Origin of the sequence: Agaricicola taiwanensis, assembly GCF_014635245.1 — a bacterium.
Taxonomy (GTDB): Bacteria; Pseudomonadota; Alphaproteobacteria; order Rhizobiales; family Methylopilaceae; genus Agaricicola; species Agaricicola taiwanensis.
This window is the reverse complement of sequence record NZ_BMCP01000001.1, coordinates 520,687-536,280: the sequence shown is the minus strand read 5'-3', so window position 1 is coordinate 536,280 and position 15,594 is coordinate 520,687. Positions and strand designations below refer to the sequence as shown.

Below are 15,594 nucleotides of genomic sequence, written 5' to 3'. Positions count from 1 at the left end.
GATTTTGCCTTTGTTGAAGCACTTTCGGCTGAATTCCAGAGCCCTGCATTCATGATCATTACAGCCGCTGTCCTCTTCGACCTATCCGACCATCAAGGCCAGTGGGAGCGGGCCGGTTTTGCGCCTGCCCCGCCGCCGATCTGCTCAAGCGCCCGGCTCGGCCCGGTCAGCTTGCCCGTTCGACGAACCGCTTCAATGCTGCGCCGAATTCGGCCGCGCACTCGACGGCGGAAAGATGTGCGGCTTCGAGCACAAGAAGCTCGGCGTTATCAGCCAATGCGACCATCTCTTCGGCCCGGGCGATGGGAGTGGATTGGTCATGCCTTCCAGCGATGACCAGCACCGGTCCGTCAAAGTCCCGCAATGCCTGCCCGGTATCTGCATTACCCAGAATGGCGCAGGCGGCGGCATATCCCTCCGCGGCCGTCGATTGTATCATCTCGCGCACCTTCTCGGCGACGTCCGGCCGCGCTTGACGGTAGGATGGCGTCAGCCAGCGTTCCAGAGTGGGCTGGACGAGTTGCGAGAACGAACCGGCTCGAGCGAGTTCCGCGCGATCGCGCCACATTTGCGCTGGCGGAAAACTAACAGCGGTATTCGCCAACACCAGGCCCGCGACACGATCCGGCATCCGCTCAGCAAGTCGCATGGCCGTCAGTCCGCCCAGCGAAAGCCCGCAAAGGACAGCCCTTTCCAAGCCGGCGGCAGCCATCACCGCGGCCGCGTCATCCGCGAACTCATCAATGGTCGCATCGCCGGCGACCGCGTCAGAGCGGCCATGTCCGCGGGCATCGTAGGCGGCCGAATGAAGGCCGAGGCCGTCACGCACGCCATCCCACATCGTCAGATCTGCTGCGAGGGAATTGAGAAAGAGGACTGGCAGCGCACCGCCGACGGCCGGCCGTTCCGACAGGAAGATGCTATGAGCACCTCCAACTGTGACAAAACGTTCTCCGGAGGTTGTGATCGACATGATGTCACACCTCCGCTTTTTCGAGTTCGGCGAAATGTTTCCGGAGCGCGGTAAAGAACTGCTTCGTCAGGTGTTTTGCAACGGAGCCGAGAATTCGTTGGCCAACGCCCGCAACAAGCCCGCCGATCTCTCCGGTCCCTGCATAGTCCAGCTGACAATTTTCGGCATCGATCTCGGTGATCACGAATTCGGCCGTGCCGGAGCCCGTGCCCAGCGTTCCCGCACCCGACACCGCGATCCGGCAGCGCTCGAGCTCGATCTTGTCCGAGAGGGCGACCTTTCCATCAAACCCCCCGCCCACGGCGGCGACCTTGAGCTGCATCGCCACGTCGTAGCTATCGGGGGCGGTCTGGACCATTGCCTTGCAGCCGGGAATGCACATGGTGAGAACCGCCGGGTCGTTCAGTCCGTCCCATAGCTGGCGCCTGCTGGCCGCGATGTGTTCCGATCCGTTCAATTCCATTTTCATCAGCATGCTCCTCCCACGCGTGCGTTAAGCGCCGATCAGTGTCTCAATCAGCCCGCCTTCGATCGACTGGCGCTGGGCGCCGCTGAGACCGACGCTTTCGAGGATTGCCCGTGGCTTCGGATCGCCAATGGGGAAAGGCATGTCCGAGCCGAGCAGAATACGATCGGCACCCACGGTGTCGATCAGCAGCTTCAGAGCCAGGGGATCATGAACCAACGTGTCGTAGTACATCATGGACAAGGCCTTGGCAGGATCGGCCATGTCGTCGGGATGAAGCGAATGGTTCCTTTTCAGGCGCCCGATCACATAGGGCAGAGCAGACCCGCCGATGCCGACTACGAATTTGACGTTGGAATAGCGCTCGACATGCCCGGAGTAGATGATCCTGCTCACGGCGATGAGGGTGTCGGTAACGCGGCCCACGGCGTTTTCCATCCCGTGAAACTTCACGCGATCGTCGCCAGCGTCGAACACCGGATGGATCGCGACGATCGACCCAAGTTCGTTTGCGGCTTCCCAGAAAGGGGTGAGGTCCGGATCATCGAGGACCCCGCCCTTTCCCTTCGGCTGGGTGCCGATCATGGTACCCTTGAACCCGTCGGCGTGAGCCGCGCGTAGGGTTTCTGCAGCGCGAGCGCCATCCTGAAGCGGGACGACGGATAGTCCGATGAAGCGGTCGCCGCTGTCTTTTGCGGCCTGTTTCAGGTGGCGATTGATCGTGCGCGCCCACTCGGCGCCCTCTTCTGCGGGAAGATCATTGCCGAACATGTCGAGCCAGCCGCCCACGACTTGCCGGTCGATGCCGTTCTCATCCATCCAGCCCAACCGCTTCGCGACATTGGTAAGACCGGGCGATACCGGCCGCGTCGGGGCTTTGCCGGCGAATGAAAAAGCCAGGCTGCCATCCTTTTCCGTCATGGAGACGGATGGAAATTCGGTGCGGCGGTCGCGCAATTCGTCGAGCAATGCGGGCGGGACGAGGTGAGCGTGGGCGTCAATGATCATTGGGTAAATTGCCTTTTTCCTGTGCGGCGGCTATCGCGTCGCTCACCGCGCTCATGCGGATGGGGAGTTTGTCGAGCTGCACGCCCCAGGGGCGTACGGCATCGTGAATGGCGCCTGAGATGGCCGCAGGTGCCCCGAGATAACCACTTTCACCGGATCCCTTCTGCCCGAACTCGGTCAGCGGAGAAGGTGTGCAGTGGTGAACGATCTCGACTTCCGGCACTTCGTGTGAGGACGGCATAAGGTAGTCGAGGAAGCTTTGCGTCATAAGTTGACCTTCCCCGTCATAGACGAACTCCTCCAGCAGGGCCGCGCCGATGCCGTGCGCGATGCCGCCGAGGGTCATACCCTTCACGATATGGGGATTGATCACCGTGCCGCAGTCATGGCCAATGACGTAACGGCGAATTTCCGGACGTGCGAGCACCGGATCGAACGACAGGAGGACGACGTGGAACTCGAATGAATAGCAGGGATACATCTGTACCCTGCCATCCTTCGGCAGGGCGACGCCCGTCGGGACCTGCTGGATGAAACTTGCCGTCAGGCCCGGGTTGGTGTCCGGCGGCAGATCGTGGAACCGGCGGTGCGCAATATCCACCACTTCATCCCAACCGACAGATCGACCATCCGGCGCCAAGACCGCACCGTCTTCATAACGTGCCACGGACGGATCGATGCCCATGGCATGTGAGGCGATCGCAACGATCTGCTTGCGCAGATTGCGGGCGGCCCCCGCTGCAGCGCCACCGAGCATGATCGCCATGCGGCTTCCGACCGGCGAGTTTCCGGGAAGGCTGCCAAGGCTATCGGGACGGATCACACGAATACGGTCGGGATCGATGCCAAGCACCTCGCCCACGACCGTGGCGGCGAGTGTCTCATGTCCCTGCCCTGAACTCGTGGTGTGAATGGCGACGGTCACCTCGCCGAGGGCATCAATATTCACCCGGCTGCCTTCCATCCAGGTCGACGTCCGGTTGTTCTCGTTGAGCAACGGCTCGAAGGATGAATTGCCGCCCGAGGGCTCGAGGCAGGCAGCAATGCCTATGCCTGCGCAAAGCCCCTCCGCACGCAGCCTGTCCCGTTCGGCGACGATGTCTTCGTAGTTTGCCTGAGCAAGGACCTTGTCGACAACCGTGTGGTAATCGCCGGAATCATAGGAACTGCCCGACGGAATCTCATAGGGGAACTGGTCGTACCGGATGAAATTGCGCCGCCTGAGTTCGATCCTGTCCATTCCGAGATGGTCGGCGACGCGGTCCATCATGGTCTCGATGGCGTAATTGGTCGGAGACTGGCCGAAGCCTCGCACCGCCTCCTGTACGGTCTTGTTCGTCGTCACCGACATCGCTCGGTATTGGACCGAAGCGATCTGGTAGGGACCGACGATTGCGCCAATCGGCTTTCCCAGCTGGAAGGGTGCACGGCCGGCATATGCACCGGCATTGTCCAGCGCGCGGATCTTCATGGAGCGAACCGTGCCGTCCCGGTCGAAGGCGACGTCGATGTCAAAGATGCGCTCTGGCCCATGTGCATCGCCGGCCCGCATGTTCTCCAGGCGGTCCTCGATGAGGCGGATCGGCCGTCCGAGCTTTCTGGCGAGATAGCCACAGAGGACCGTGTGTTTGATGCCGCGTTTGACGCCGTAGCTGCCGCCGACATCGACATCGTAGTGAACCCGCACGGCGTTGCCGGGGATTTTCAGGGAACGCGCGATCTGATCGGCATATTTCGGCATCTGGATCGATGCCCAGACGTCGAGTATTTCCGACCAGGGATCCCATTTGCAGATGACGCCGAAGGTTTCGATCGGCACGGTCGAATTTCGGCCCCAGGTCACGCGGAGGCTGAGCTTCTCCTCGCTGCGTGCGAAATCTTCCTCGACGGGACCCCAGTCGAAGGTTCGGTCGAGCAGGAGATTGGACCCATGCTCCGGGTGACACGGAGGCGAACTGGGTTCCAGCGCCGCTTCCGCATCGGTGATAAAGGCGAGCCTTTCGACATCGACGACGACCTTTTCCGCCGCGTCTTCGGCGAGCGCTCTGGTTTCGGCAACGACCGCCGCGACCCATTCTCCCGCGTAGCGGTTTTGACCGACGGCAAGCGGGAACCGCTTCACGTTTGGCGTGTCGAGCCCGTTCATCAACGGATTGACCGCGGCAGCCAGCTCGTCCCCTGTCAGAACGGCAACGACCCCCTCCATGGCGAGTGCGGCCGTTGGGTCGATATTGAGGATCTTTGCTGCCGGATACTGGGCGGCGACAAGCGCGACATGGGCCATGTCAGGAATATCGATGTCGGCGACGAACTTGCCCTTGCCGACCACGAAGCGGCGGTCTTCGCGAACGCGTCGATTGCCGGAAATGAAGCGGTTATTCTGCTGGTTCATTCCGCGACCTCCCCGGCCCTGAGGGCATTGCTCTCGCGCATGCGCTTCGCAGCAAGGCGTATAGCCTCGACAATCTGGCCGTAGCCGGTGCATCGACAGATATTGCCGGAGATGGCCTCGCGAATTTCGTCATCCGTAGGCGTCTGGTTCTGCCGCAGGAGCGCCTGCGCCGCGACAATCATGCCGGGCGTGCAATACCCACACTGAAGACCGTGCGTTTCGCAAAAGGCGTCCTGAACGATTCCCAATTCACCTTCGCCGCGCGCAATCCCCTCGATCGTGGTGATGTCGAGGCCCTCTCCCTGAACGGCGAACATAAGGCAGGAGCGCACGGCCACGCCGTCGACCATGACGGTACAGGCACCGCAGACACCATGCTCGCAGCCGGCGTGCGTGCCCTTGAGGCTCAGTTCATCGCGCAACGCATCCAGAAGGGTCGTGCGTGGCTCGACGTCGATGTCGGTCTTTCGATTGTTGACGGTCAGTGAAACCTTCATGCTGCCGCTCCTCCGGCTCGCGCGTCATCCCGCGCCTCGACAAGAGCGAGAAACGCCAGGCGGGCTGCGGCGCGCTTCCGATAACTTGCGGTCGCATGCAAGTCGTCCACGACCTCCAGCCCCTCAAGCGCCGCGGCGACAGCCTCCGCGATTTGACCGTCGTCCAGACGCGTTCCGACGAGCCCGCCGACATCGATTGCAACAGGAACGTCCCCGACACTGCCGATACCGAGGAGAGCGGCGACACAGGTGCCGGCCTGATCAAGAACAACCTGCCCGCCCGCCGAGGCGAAGGCATAGTCGCTTCTTCGAGAGGCAATCTCCTGGAAGCCTGCTCCGACGCGCCCTTCCGGCCGCTTCGGGAACACCACTTTGGTCAGACATCCGCTCGGCGGAGCCGCGGTCAGGGTCGGGCCGATGAAGTATTCGTCCGGTTGGAATTCCAGATCTTCGTCGCCGTCCCGGTAGTGTATCGTGGCGTTCAACACCGTGGCCGCGAGGGCGATCTCGGCTGAAGGGTCGCCATGGGCGATGGAGCCGCCCACCGTGCCACGCGCCCTGGTTGGGGGATGACCCACGTTGGGCAGGGCTTTGCTGAGAAGGGGCACCTGGGTCCTGATGAGATCTGAAACAAGTGCGTGCGCCTGCCGCGTTGCGGCGCCAATCTCGATGCCGGCTTCGGTTTCCTGAATCCCGACGAGATCTGCAATTGCTGTGACATCGACAAGGAGCGTCGGGCGCGCAAGCCGCATGGCCAACATGGGCACGAGCGTCTGGCCACCGGCGATGACGCGGGCATCAGGATCAGACGCCAACGCATCACATGCCTCTGCCAGCGAAGACGGGCGAACATAGGAGAATGGAGCTGGCTTCACTATTATTCGATCCTGTGAAAATGAGAAATCACCGCTAGGCCAATCAGGTGATCGGCAGACCGGTCATTGCCGGCGCGACCACGCTGACGTGCTGTTTGGCGATGAGCGGACCATCCACTTCACTGGCGGCCTTGATCGCTTTCCACTCCGGATCGGCTCCGAACGACGCCCATGCGCGCTTGCGGGACTCCTCATCGGGGAAGCGGGTCATATAGGTCAGCATTCCCGTATCGAGATCAGTGAACGCACCCAGCAGCTCGATATCGTGCTTGGGAAAGCGCGGCGCCACCTCTTCCGTAAACCGCCGGCGGACGGCGTCAGCCCTGCCATCCACATGTTCGTATATGCGAATTTCATAGATCATGTATTGAATCCTTGCAATTCACCCATCGTTAGCATGACAATATGGCGATCCCCCCATGCATGCAACCCGAAAAATAGGACATGCAAGTAGGATAAGCGAGGAGCGGTACGCCAGACGGGATTATAATAATCTGTCAGCTAAGTCAGCGAACCGCGACGGCAAAGGGGGCGTCGAGGCGTCTGAGGAGTGTGTATAAAGGTGGGCTTGGAATCAGTGCTGGATTGCGACAATTGCCGAATTGTCATATCTCGTGCGGTCATTGGAGGATTGCTATGAGTTGGTATCCAAAGCTGCCCTTCGGCGAAGGCCCCCGCTATCTGCAAATAGTCGCGGCGCTTCAGGCCGACATCGCCGCCGGGAATGTAAGCGCCGGTGACCGTCTGCCGACACACCGGGAGATGGCCGACAAGCTTGGCCTCAGCGTCGGAACAGTGTCGAAGGCCTATGCGGCTGCGGAGCGGCGCGGCTTGATCTCGGGCAAAGTCGGCAAGGGCACCTTCCTCCTTCCAACCAACCAGCCTTTGGGAGTAACCGAGGCTTCAGCGCACGAAAGCCCGCGCCGGATCAATCTGGCCTTGAACACGCCTCCGCCAACAGGCGAAGACGAGCTCATCTCCCGGACCATGACCGAGGTCATGGAAGACAAACAGTTTCCCCGGCTTCTTGGATACCTGCCCCACCAGGGTCGGGAAGAACACCGCCGTGCCGTGGCGGACTGGCTTGGCCAAGCTTCCCTGGAGATATCGCCAAACAACCTGTTCATCACCCACGGCGCCCAGCATGCCATTTCGATAGCGATGCGGCTGTTGTCCAAGCCGGGCACGCCGGTGCTTGCTGAAAATCTGACCTATTCCGGGATGATGGCGCTGGCGTTGATGGAGGGATATGCGCTGAAGGGAGTGCTGATGGATCACCACGGCATTATCCCTGACCGGCTTGACGAAGCGTTCAAGGAAAGCGGTGCCAAAACCCTCTATCTCACACCCACGTTCCAGACCGCTTCGGCAAGCATAATGCCTGTTGAGCGGCGGCGTGAGATCGCCGAGATCGTCCGTCGGCATGATGCCTGGGTCATCGAGGACGATGCTTACGGCTTCCTGTCCAGCGATCCGCTTCCGACAGTGACGTCATTCATCCCGGATCGTGCCTTCTATGTGGTCAGTTTTGCCAAATGCCTGGCTCCCGGGCTGCGGATTGGCGCTATGGTCGCGCCCCCACCGTTCCGCGACCGCATCGTGAACTCCATCAGGGCAACGGGCTGGATGGCCAACGCCGTGATGTCGGAAGCCGTCGTCCGGATGATGAAGAACGGCAGCCTAGCCGAGCAGGTAAAGATGAAGCGGGCAGCGGCGGCAGAGCGAGTGGATCTGGCGCGCGAGCTGCTCGGTGATTTCATACCCGTGATTCCAACTGTCCCTGCCTTCCATCTTTGGGTGACGATGTCGCTCGGTCGGACTGCGATATCTCTGTTTGCAGAGGCCGCCCAGGCGGGGCTGACCCTGGCCTCGCCAACTCCCCTGCAGCCACTCGATCCGATGGCCAATGGCTTTCGTCTCTGTCTTGGCGGCGCATCGAATCTTGTCGAACTGAGGGACGCATTGACTCTCCTTCGTTCGATTCTCGACGACTTCGAAGCAATGGCGATGGTGTAGCGGTTACAGGGAAGCCATGAGGCTCGATATGCGGGCAGCCTTTCCAGCCACCGCCAAGGCGGAAGCCGCAGCCTCCGCCTGAAGAGCAGCCTCCCGGTCACTCACAGGGCTGAGGCGGTCATCGGCAGGCAAGCTCTTGCCATGGCGGCCACGTGACGATGATCCGTGCCGCAGCAGCCGCCGAGAATGCGCATCCTCGGAAGCCGGCTTTGCAACTGCCGGTACTGCGCGCCCAAAGCAACCGGATCACCGGCATCAAGGGTTTCCGCCTCATCGAGTTCGGCGTGGCTTTTGCTTGAGGCGTTCGCCTTGATGCCGCCAATGCGGGCCATCCATTTCTCGTCGCTCGGCAGCGCGCGATCGAAGTGCGTGGGATGGGCGCAATTGATCATGAAGTAGGCCGGTGCGCCGTCCGTTTCCTGATCCACGATCTCGATGGCTTCGGCGATGGTACGGCCGGACAGAAGTCTGCCATCGGTTTCCACCGTGAAGGATATTGCGCTGGGGATCGCGCAGGCCCGCGCCGCCCGAGCGATGCCGATGGCTTCATCGACGGTTGTCAGGGTGAAAGCTGTGACCATATCCGCTTCGGTGCCCGCAAAGGCTTCGACCTGGGCGCGGTGATACTCCTCAGCCTCACTGGCACTCATGACGCCGATCTTGTAGCCATCGCCGCGAGGGCCCACGGCTCCGCTGATCACGCACGGTGTTTCCGGTGCCTCCCAGCGGTGGCGCAGATCGGCCAACATCGCGATGGAAGCTTCGTTGATCCTGCGCAGGCCCTGCGCATTATAGCCAAGCTGCGCGCCCCAGTCGGGATTGGCGCGCCAGGTGGCGCTGTCGAGCACAAAGCCCACGCCGTTCTGCCGGGCGATGGACAGGTAGCGCTCGTAATAGCTCTTCAAGCGGGTCCGTCCCTCATCCGTTTCGAGGAGAATGAAGGAGGCGAAGCACGGCAGATCCTGACCCTCATGGAAAATCAGCGTCGTTTCCATTCCGCCATCGGACAGGAACATCCGATCGCGCGTCTGGGGTAGATGGTCCCGGTACTTTGGCATGATTGTCTCCCTGAACGCGTTTCGATGCGGGATTTCTGAGCCAGAAGACGGACGTGAGATAGTCGTCTCGCAGTCCACTCCCGCCTCATCGGAAATGTTGACGCGCCATCAACGAGTTATGGATGCCGACGATGCAGAACATCTGACTGCTCTTGTCGCGACACCGTGAAAACTATACCGTCAGTACAGGAAGCTGGATCACGGCCATGGCCAAAGGCCTTGCCACGCGCGAGCGACTTCTTACCATCGCGGAGGCGGCCGTCCTCGCGAAGGGCTTCAGCGCGACGTCGATCGAAGAGCTTGTGGCGGAAGCCGGGATCACCAAGGGCGGCTTCTTCTATCATTTCCGCGACAAGAACGAACTCGCGCATGAGATGATCAGGCGCTACGTGGCGACCACCGACGCGCTGTTCGACGACATCTTCCAGCGTGGCCGGGAGCTCTCCGATGACCCGCTACAGGCCTTCCTGATCTCATTGAAGCTGCTGGCCGAGATCATGTCGGACCTGCCCAACGGTCATCCCGGCTGCCTCATCGCCAGCGTCTGCTATCAGGAGCGGCTGTTCGACCGGGAGGTGCGCACGCTGACGGCCGCTTCCGTCCGCAGCTGGAACATGCGCTTTCGCAAGGTGCTCGACGATATCGCCGCAGTTCATCCCCCGCGGGAGCTGATCGACCTTGATGACGTGGCGGACATGCTGTCCTGCGTGGTTGACGGCGGCATCATCATGTCGAAGGCGCTGAACGAGCCGCATCGGCTGGAACGGCAGATTCTCGCGTTCCGGTCGTTTGTCCGGCTCATTTTCGCGCCTGCTCCCACCAAGGCAATCGTGCCGATCGCTCGAACTGTTGCGGATGCCGGCAGGCCGATGGACAGCCTGTCCTAATCGCGCACGCGCTTGCTCATGACCGGCTTGACCATGTGCTCGATCCAGTTGCGGATCTCGATCATACGCCTGTCGGCATCGAGGACATCGGCATCGATGCCCAACTTCCAGGCCAGATCGGTGCGCGTGGGATCGTCACCCAATGCCCTGAGTTCACTGGCATGACCGATAGCCTCCTCCTCTGACCGTACCCGCCCCTCTTGCATCAGGGTCGGCCCATAGCGGGCCACGATGGCGGCGATGTCGTTCAGCGTGAACTCAGGATGATACTGAACGCCCCAGAAGATGCCGCTGCCGTGGCGGATCTCGGCGGCCTGGACATCGGAGGTGGCATTGGATGCGGTCACGATCATGCCTTCCGGACGCGTGCCGACCTCGTCGGTATGGATGCTGGGCGCATCATAGGCCGGCCCCTTACCGGCATGCATGGGATGGGATTTGCCGGCGTCCGTCAGCGTTATCTTGCGGGCAAGGCCGATCTCGCGGCCCTTTGGGTTGCGGCGCACAACGCCGCCTGCCGCCGTTGCCGCCACTTGAAGGCCCCAGCACGACCCGAAGAAGGGGACGCCCGCGTCGAAGATCGCGCGCGCCAGGTCGACCTGGCGCATGCATTCGGGCGTGGCATCATAGATGTTCAACGCCGAACCCGTGATGACGACCCCGTCGTAGCCGGACAGTCCATCCGCATCCGGCACATTGGCGCCAGGATCGGTCGGCAGGCAGATGTCCACCACCGCGTTGGGAACGAAGCCGCGCAGCAGGTTCGAATAAAGCTCGCCATAGGTGATCTCGCCACGCGCCTCCTGGCGTGCGCGCCCGTCGGGGGCATTTCCTTCAACCACAAGAAGACGCATCGGCTTTATCCGGCACATGAAATCGCACGGCAGCAGCAAACTGCCGTCAAACGGCTGCCCGTGTCATAGGCTTCGTCGCGGTGGTCGTCCAGCAAGGTTCCGAAGCGGCTCGCATATAGTCTTTGATGCGGCTCCGCCAATAGTCACTCCGGACTAAATCTTGCGTGAATATATCGTTGCGAAAAATCACGCTATACGCAAGTAATATAATATTATGGAACAGCCTGAGCTGTTTACGCATTTGGTGGTGCGATGAAGTTCTGTTGAACTTTCAGGCACTCACGCAAAAACGGACATCCGCGAAAAGGTGCGAGCGATGCAGGTTGAGCGCGGGCTGCGGGGACGCCGCGCTTTGTTTGGAGGGCTGGAATGGGAGGCGTAAAGCAGCAATTCGCTGCCGGTTCGTTCTGGTCCCTCGTAGGTCAGGGCGGGGCCAATGTCGTAAACTTCATCATCTTCGCCATCCTGGCGCGCCTGCTCGGCCCTATTGAATTCGGCATCGTCGCCTTTGCCAGCGTGTTCATCGACCTTAGCCGGTCACTGGCACTCGGCGGTTTTCCGGCGGCCTTGATCCGCGAAAAGGTCTGGGATCAGGAGGCTGCCTCCACCGCGTTCTGGGGCAACCTGATCTTCTCCATCACCCTTGTCGCGCTCGTGGGCATTGCGGGCGGACATTTCCTCAGCGGAAGCTATGGCCACGACTTCGGTCTCGTTCTCGCAGCCCTGTCAGCCTCACTCGTGATCGATGCCTTGCGCGCCACCCATGAGGCGAAGCTGGAGCGCGAGTTTCAGTTCAAGAGCCTGGCAAAACGTACCACGTTCGCCACGATAGGCGCCGGCATCATCGGCGTCGTTCTTGCCTTCGCCGGCTTCGGCGTCTGGGCGCTTGTCATCAATCGCATCATCAACTCCCTGATCCAGACGATCATCATCTGGCAGGCGGCTTCCTGGTCTCCATCCTGGACCTTTCACCGCCAGAAATTCGCGGTGATGTTCCGCTATGGAATCCATCTCAGTGCTTCGGCCGTCTTCGGCCAGATCAGCCGCCGCGTACCGGAACTGCTGGCAGGCTTGCTGATCAGTTCCACAGCGGTCGGCTTCTACAAGGTCGGCAGCCGCATCGTGAACTTCGTCTTCGACCTGACCATCACGCCGATGCGAAAGGCAGCCATAGCGGGCTTCTCGCGCCTGGAAGGCGATGAAGCGCTGGTTCGGGGCTATCGCAGTGTGACCAGGGCGGTTTCGCTGATCGCCCTGCCCGCCTTCTTCGGCCTCGCCGGCCTCGGCGGCGATCTCGTCGTCCTGCTCTTCGGCGAAAAATGGGCGGAGAGCGGCCCCGTGATGTTTGCCCTTTGCCTGTTCGGCGGAGTGGCCGCGATCAACTATTTCGTCCAGCCTCTTCTCGCCGCCGCCGGCAAGACCCATCTGGCGTCGGCCCGCAGCTTCGTCACCCTGGTGGCCGACGTGGTCATCTGTTTTCTCGCGGCACCCTTCGGCATATCAGCCATGGCGTTCGGCTATGCCGGAAGGGCTTACGCAGGCCTGGTTCCGACGCTGGCCCTGCTGAGGCGGGCCGTCGGCTTGCCGCCCCTCAAGGCCCTGCAAGACATCTTCCCGCCGTTCCTGTCGGCAACGATCATGCTGGCGGCGCTGATCGGCCTGCGGCTTTATGTGCTCACCGACCTCAGCCGCCTTCTGGAGGTGGTCATCCTCGTTCCCGCCGGTGTGGTGATCTATTTCGGCACCCTCGGCCTTTTCTTCCGCTCCTTCATACGGTCCGTCTGGAAGGATCTGCATCCACTGGCAGCGCCTGCCCTCATGCGGATGGGACGGGCGCCGCAGACAGCCAAGACCTCGATGCCGCCGCGCACCTCCTGAGCGCGGGGGTGGTCACCCGCCGGATATGGTGAGGTCGCCGCAGATCGCCGCGCGGATCACCCTGGCGAAATCATCCTGCGTCATGGGTCGCGGGTTGCACTCCGCGGAGGGATCGCGCATGGCCTGCTCGGCCATGGCTTCGACCCGATCCTCCGGGACACCGAGTTCGGCAAGGGAATTGGGGATGTTCAGCGAGATACGCAGGTCCAGGAGCCAGCCCAGCACCGCATCAAAGCCGTGCTGCGTCAGATTGGGCTGGAGGTCGAGCACACGGGACAGGATCGCCATCTTGTGCTCGATGACGGGCCGGTTCCACAGCAGCACATAGGGCATGACGATGGCGTTCGTCAGCCCATGATGCGTGTCATAAAAGGCGTTAACCGGATGCGAGATCGCATGTGTGGCGCCAAGACCCTTCTGAAAGGCAGTGGCGCCCATGGCGGCGGCGGCCAACATGCGGGACCGCGCCTCGATGTCATCACCTTTTGCAAAAGCGCGCGGCAGATAACGCGCGATGAGGGCGATGCCCTGCAGCGCAATTCCGTCAGCCATAGGGTGAAAACCCTTGGCGCAATAGGCCTCCACACAGTGGGTGAGCGCGTCCAGACCGGTGGCCGCTGTCATAGCGGGGGGCAGACCGACCGACAATTCGGGATCGGCGATGACGATCTTCGGCATCATCTTGGGATGAAAGATCGGCCGCTTTTCCTTGGTGGCGAGGTTGGTCACAACGGCCCCGCGCGCGACTTCCGAACCCGTGCCCGCCGCGGTGGGCACCGCGATGACGGGGGCGACGGCCTTGGCGTCGGCCTGCTTCCATCGCTCACCCGCCTCCTCGAAATCCCAGATCGAATGGGTCTGACGGGCCATGAAAGCCACGCATTTGCCGACGTCCATGGCAGACCCTCCGCCGATGGCCACAACGCCGTCATGGCCGCCGTTGCGATAGGCCTTGAGACCGGCCTGAACGTTATCGAGCGTGGGGTTGCCCTTTACGTCGGAGAATACGTCCGGTGAAAGCCCGGCGCCGGTCAGCACCTTGATCGCCTTCGCCACCACCGGCAGATCCGCCAGCCCCTGATCGGTGACCACCAACGGACTTTCGATGCTGCAGGCGCGGCAGCTTTGCGCCAGTTCGGCGATCCGCCCCGGGCCGACGAGCATCCGCGTCGGGAAATTCCAGGTGCCGGTGAGGTTCTCGGTCATGGGCTTCCTCCTCCTTGCCGGGCGTAATGGTCATCAGACCCCTCAAGCGCAAATAGGGTCGGAGGCTCTCAACCCAAGTCTTGTGTGGGCAGATGCCCTTCAGAGCCCATCATGGTAGAGCGACGGGCATGACAGAAACCAGCCACGCCATCCGTATCGAAGATCGCGACGATCCTCGCATCGCAGCCTATCGCGACGTGCGTGAGCGCGATCTCATCGGCCGGCAAGGCTGCTTCATCGCTGAAGGTGAGGTCGTGCTCCGGGTGCTGCTTGGCGGCGCGCGGTTCGACCTCGATTCCATCCTGATCGCCGCCAATCGGCTCGATGGCCTTCAGCCTCTGCTCGCCTCGGTGCCGAGACATGTGCCTGTCTACGCGGCTGCAAGCCCCGTCATGGATGCAGTCGTCGGCTTCCACATCCACCGCGGCATCCTGGCCGTCGGACGTATCGGCGCACCCCTGATGGCGGACGATCTTCTGACATCGCTGCCGCCGCGGGCTCTCGTGCTTGCGCTGGTCGGAATTGCCAATCACGACAACATGGGGGGCATCTTCCGCAACGCCGCTGCCTTCGGCGTCAATGCCGTCTTTCTCGACGACACGTCATGCGACCCGCTTTACCGCAAGGCCGTAAGGGTTTCGGTGGGTGGCTGCCTCAAGATTCCGTTTGCCCGCATCGGTTCGGCGGAGGTGCTTGTGGACGCCTTGGCGGCGCATGGAGTGGCCGCTTATGCCCTGAGCCCATCGGGAACGACAGATCTCAGCGATCTCGTGCCGGCGGCGCAGTCCGCGCTCCTGCTCGGCGCGGAAGGGCCGGGCCTGCCGCACGAGGTACTCCAACGAGCTCATACCGTCCGGATCAGCATGGCGGACGGTTTTGATTCCCTAAATGTCGCGACGTCCAGCGGGATCGCCCTGCACGCGCTGAGGGCGAAATCGTTCCCTCTGACTTAAGAATTATTCCCGGAACTCTCTCCGCTCTTTCCGGATTTCCCAATCAAGCGGCCTGGGGGCCGAACAGGATATGCGGGAGATTTGAACTATGGAAAACACACAGGGCCATCTCACCGACAGTCAGAACCGTCGTGAAACCCGCAGCCTTATCGCAAGCGACAAGGTTGAAGGCACGGCCGTACGTCGTCCTGATGGTGATAAGCTCGGCTCGATCGAGCGCATCATGATCGACAAGCGCTCGGGCCGGGTCGCCTATGCCGTCATGTCCTTCGGCGGCTTCATGGGCATCGGCCACGACCATTACGCTCTGCCATGGTCGCTGCTGCGCTACAACGAGAGCATCGACGGCTATGAGCTTGACGTCACGGAAGACCAGCTCAAGGGCGCACCGGCCCATTCGCGCGGTGATGATTTCGATTGGGACGATCGCACACGCGATGAGGAGATCTACCGGTATTACGGTGCCTCGCCCTATTGGGGCGCCATCTAACCTAAAGCCGCATCGCTGGAACCTCGCGCCGCCTCATCCCT

Annotated in this window: 15 protein-coding genes; 5 read left to right on the top strand and 10 right to left on the bottom strand. The window is 61.8% G+C overall.

Features of this window, described 5'->3' with window-relative positions:
• Positions 1–166: 166 nt before the first annotated feature.
• The 7 genes from IEV58_RS02530 to IEV58_RS02500 are packed head-to-tail and all read right to left on the bottom strand — an operon-like array spanning position 167 to position 6,575.
• Positions 167–973: an alpha/beta fold hydrolase gene (locus IEV58_RS02530; RefSeq protein WP_188408121.1), complete on the bottom strand. Its 807-nt coding sequence runs from the start codon at positions 971–973 to the stop codon at positions 167–169.
• 4 nt (positions 974–977) lie between these two features.
• Positions 978–1,442 (bottom strand): SRPBCC family protein, encoded by a 465-nt coding sequence (locus IEV58_RS02525; protein ID WP_188408120.1) that lies wholly within the window; start codon positions 1,440–1,442, stop codon positions 978–980.
• Between the two features lie 24 nt (positions 1,443–1,466).
• Positions 1,467–2,447 (bottom strand): amidohydrolase family protein, encoded by a 981-nt coding sequence (locus tag IEV58_RS02520; protein WP_188408119.1) that lies wholly within the window; start codon positions 2,445–2,447, stop codon positions 1,467–1,469.
• Positions 2,437–4,839: a xanthine dehydrogenase family protein molybdopterin-binding subunit gene (locus IEV58_RS02515; RefSeq protein ID WP_188408118.1), complete on the bottom strand. Its 2,403-nt coding sequence runs from the start codon at positions 4,837–4,839 to the stop codon at positions 2,437–2,439. Before IEV58_RS02515 ends, IEV58_RS02520 begins: the two co-directional genes overlap by 11 nt.
• Positions 4,836–5,336 carry a (2Fe-2S)-binding protein gene (locus tag IEV58_RS02510; RefSeq protein WP_188408117.1) on the bottom strand — a complete coding sequence of 167 codons (501 nt, stop codon included), beginning with the start codon at positions 5,334–5,336 and terminating at the stop codon, positions 4,836–4,838. Before IEV58_RS02510 ends, IEV58_RS02515 begins: the two co-directional genes overlap by 4 nt.
• Positions 5,333–6,211 carry an FAD binding domain-containing protein gene (locus tag IEV58_RS02505; RefSeq protein ID WP_188408116.1) on the bottom strand — a complete coding sequence of 293 codons (879 nt, stop codon included), beginning with the start codon at positions 6,209–6,211 and terminating at the stop codon, positions 5,333–5,335. Before IEV58_RS02505 ends, IEV58_RS02510 begins: the two co-directional genes overlap by 4 nt.
• Positions 6,212–6,254: 43 nt before the next feature.
• A complete protein-coding gene (locus IEV58_RS02500) occupies positions 6,255–6,575 on the bottom strand; it encodes an NIPSNAP family protein (protein WP_188408115.1) in 321 nt (106 codons plus the stop codon).
• Positions 6,576–6,847: 272 nt separating this feature from the next.
• On the opposite strand from IEV58_RS02500, the gene IEV58_RS02495 reads away from it, so the two are divergent.
• A complete protein-coding gene (locus IEV58_RS02495; RefSeq protein ID WP_229729238.1) occupies positions 6,848–8,227 on the top strand; it encodes an aminotransferase-like domain-containing protein in 1,380 nt (459 codons plus the stop codon).
• Between the two features lie 101 nt (positions 8,228–8,328).
• On the opposite strand, the gene IEV58_RS02490 is transcribed toward IEV58_RS02495, so the two are convergent.
• Positions 8,329–9,285, bottom strand: a complete 957-nt coding sequence (locus IEV58_RS02490; protein WP_188408113.1) for a homocysteine S-methyltransferase family protein — start codon at positions 9,283–9,285, stop codon at positions 8,329–8,331.
• A gap of 206 nt (positions 9,286–9,491) precedes the next feature.
• On the opposite strand from IEV58_RS02490, the gene IEV58_RS02485 reads away from it, so the two are divergent.
• Positions 9,492–10,172 (top strand): TetR/AcrR family transcriptional regulator, encoded by a 681-nt coding sequence (locus IEV58_RS02485; protein ID WP_188408112.1) that lies wholly within the window; start codon positions 9,492–9,494, stop codon positions 10,170–10,172.
• On the opposite strand, the gene IEV58_RS02480 is transcribed toward IEV58_RS02485, so the two are convergent.
• Positions 10,169–11,026 (bottom strand): type 1 glutamine amidotransferase, encoded by an 858-nt coding sequence (locus IEV58_RS02480; protein WP_229729138.1) that lies wholly within the window; start codon positions 11,024–11,026, stop codon positions 10,169–10,171. The two genes, IEV58_RS02485 and IEV58_RS02480, sit on opposite strands and share 4 nt — an antisense overlap.
• Positions 11,027–11,395: 369 nt before the next feature.
• Here IEV58_RS02480 and IEV58_RS02475 point away from each other — a divergent pair, with 369 nt between their 5' ends.
• Positions 11,396–12,904 (top strand): lipopolysaccharide biosynthesis protein, encoded by a 1,509-nt coding sequence (locus IEV58_RS02475; RefSeq protein WP_188408110.1) that lies wholly within the window; start codon positions 11,396–11,398, stop codon positions 12,902–12,904.
• Between the two features lie 12 nt (positions 12,905–12,916).
• On the opposite strand, the gene IEV58_RS02470 is transcribed toward IEV58_RS02475, so the two are convergent.
• A complete protein-coding gene (locus IEV58_RS02470) occupies positions 12,917–14,110 on the bottom strand; it encodes an iron-containing alcohol dehydrogenase (RefSeq protein WP_188408109.1) in 1,194 nt (397 codons plus the stop codon).
• Between the two features lie 128 nt (positions 14,111–14,238).
• Here IEV58_RS02470 and IEV58_RS02465 point away from each other — a divergent pair, with 128 nt between their 5' ends.
• The gene (locus IEV58_RS02465; protein WP_188408108.1) at positions 14,239–15,063 is read left to right on the top strand and encodes a TrmH family RNA methyltransferase; all 825 of its coding nucleotides are present in this window, start codon (positions 14,239–14,241) and stop codon (positions 15,061–15,063) included.
• Between the two features lie 88 nt (positions 15,064–15,151).
• Positions 15,152–15,553, top strand: a complete 402-nt coding sequence (locus IEV58_RS02460; protein WP_188408107.1) for a PRC-barrel domain-containing protein — start codon at positions 15,152–15,154, stop codon at positions 15,551–15,553.
• Positions 15,554–15,594: the final 41 nt, after the last annotated feature.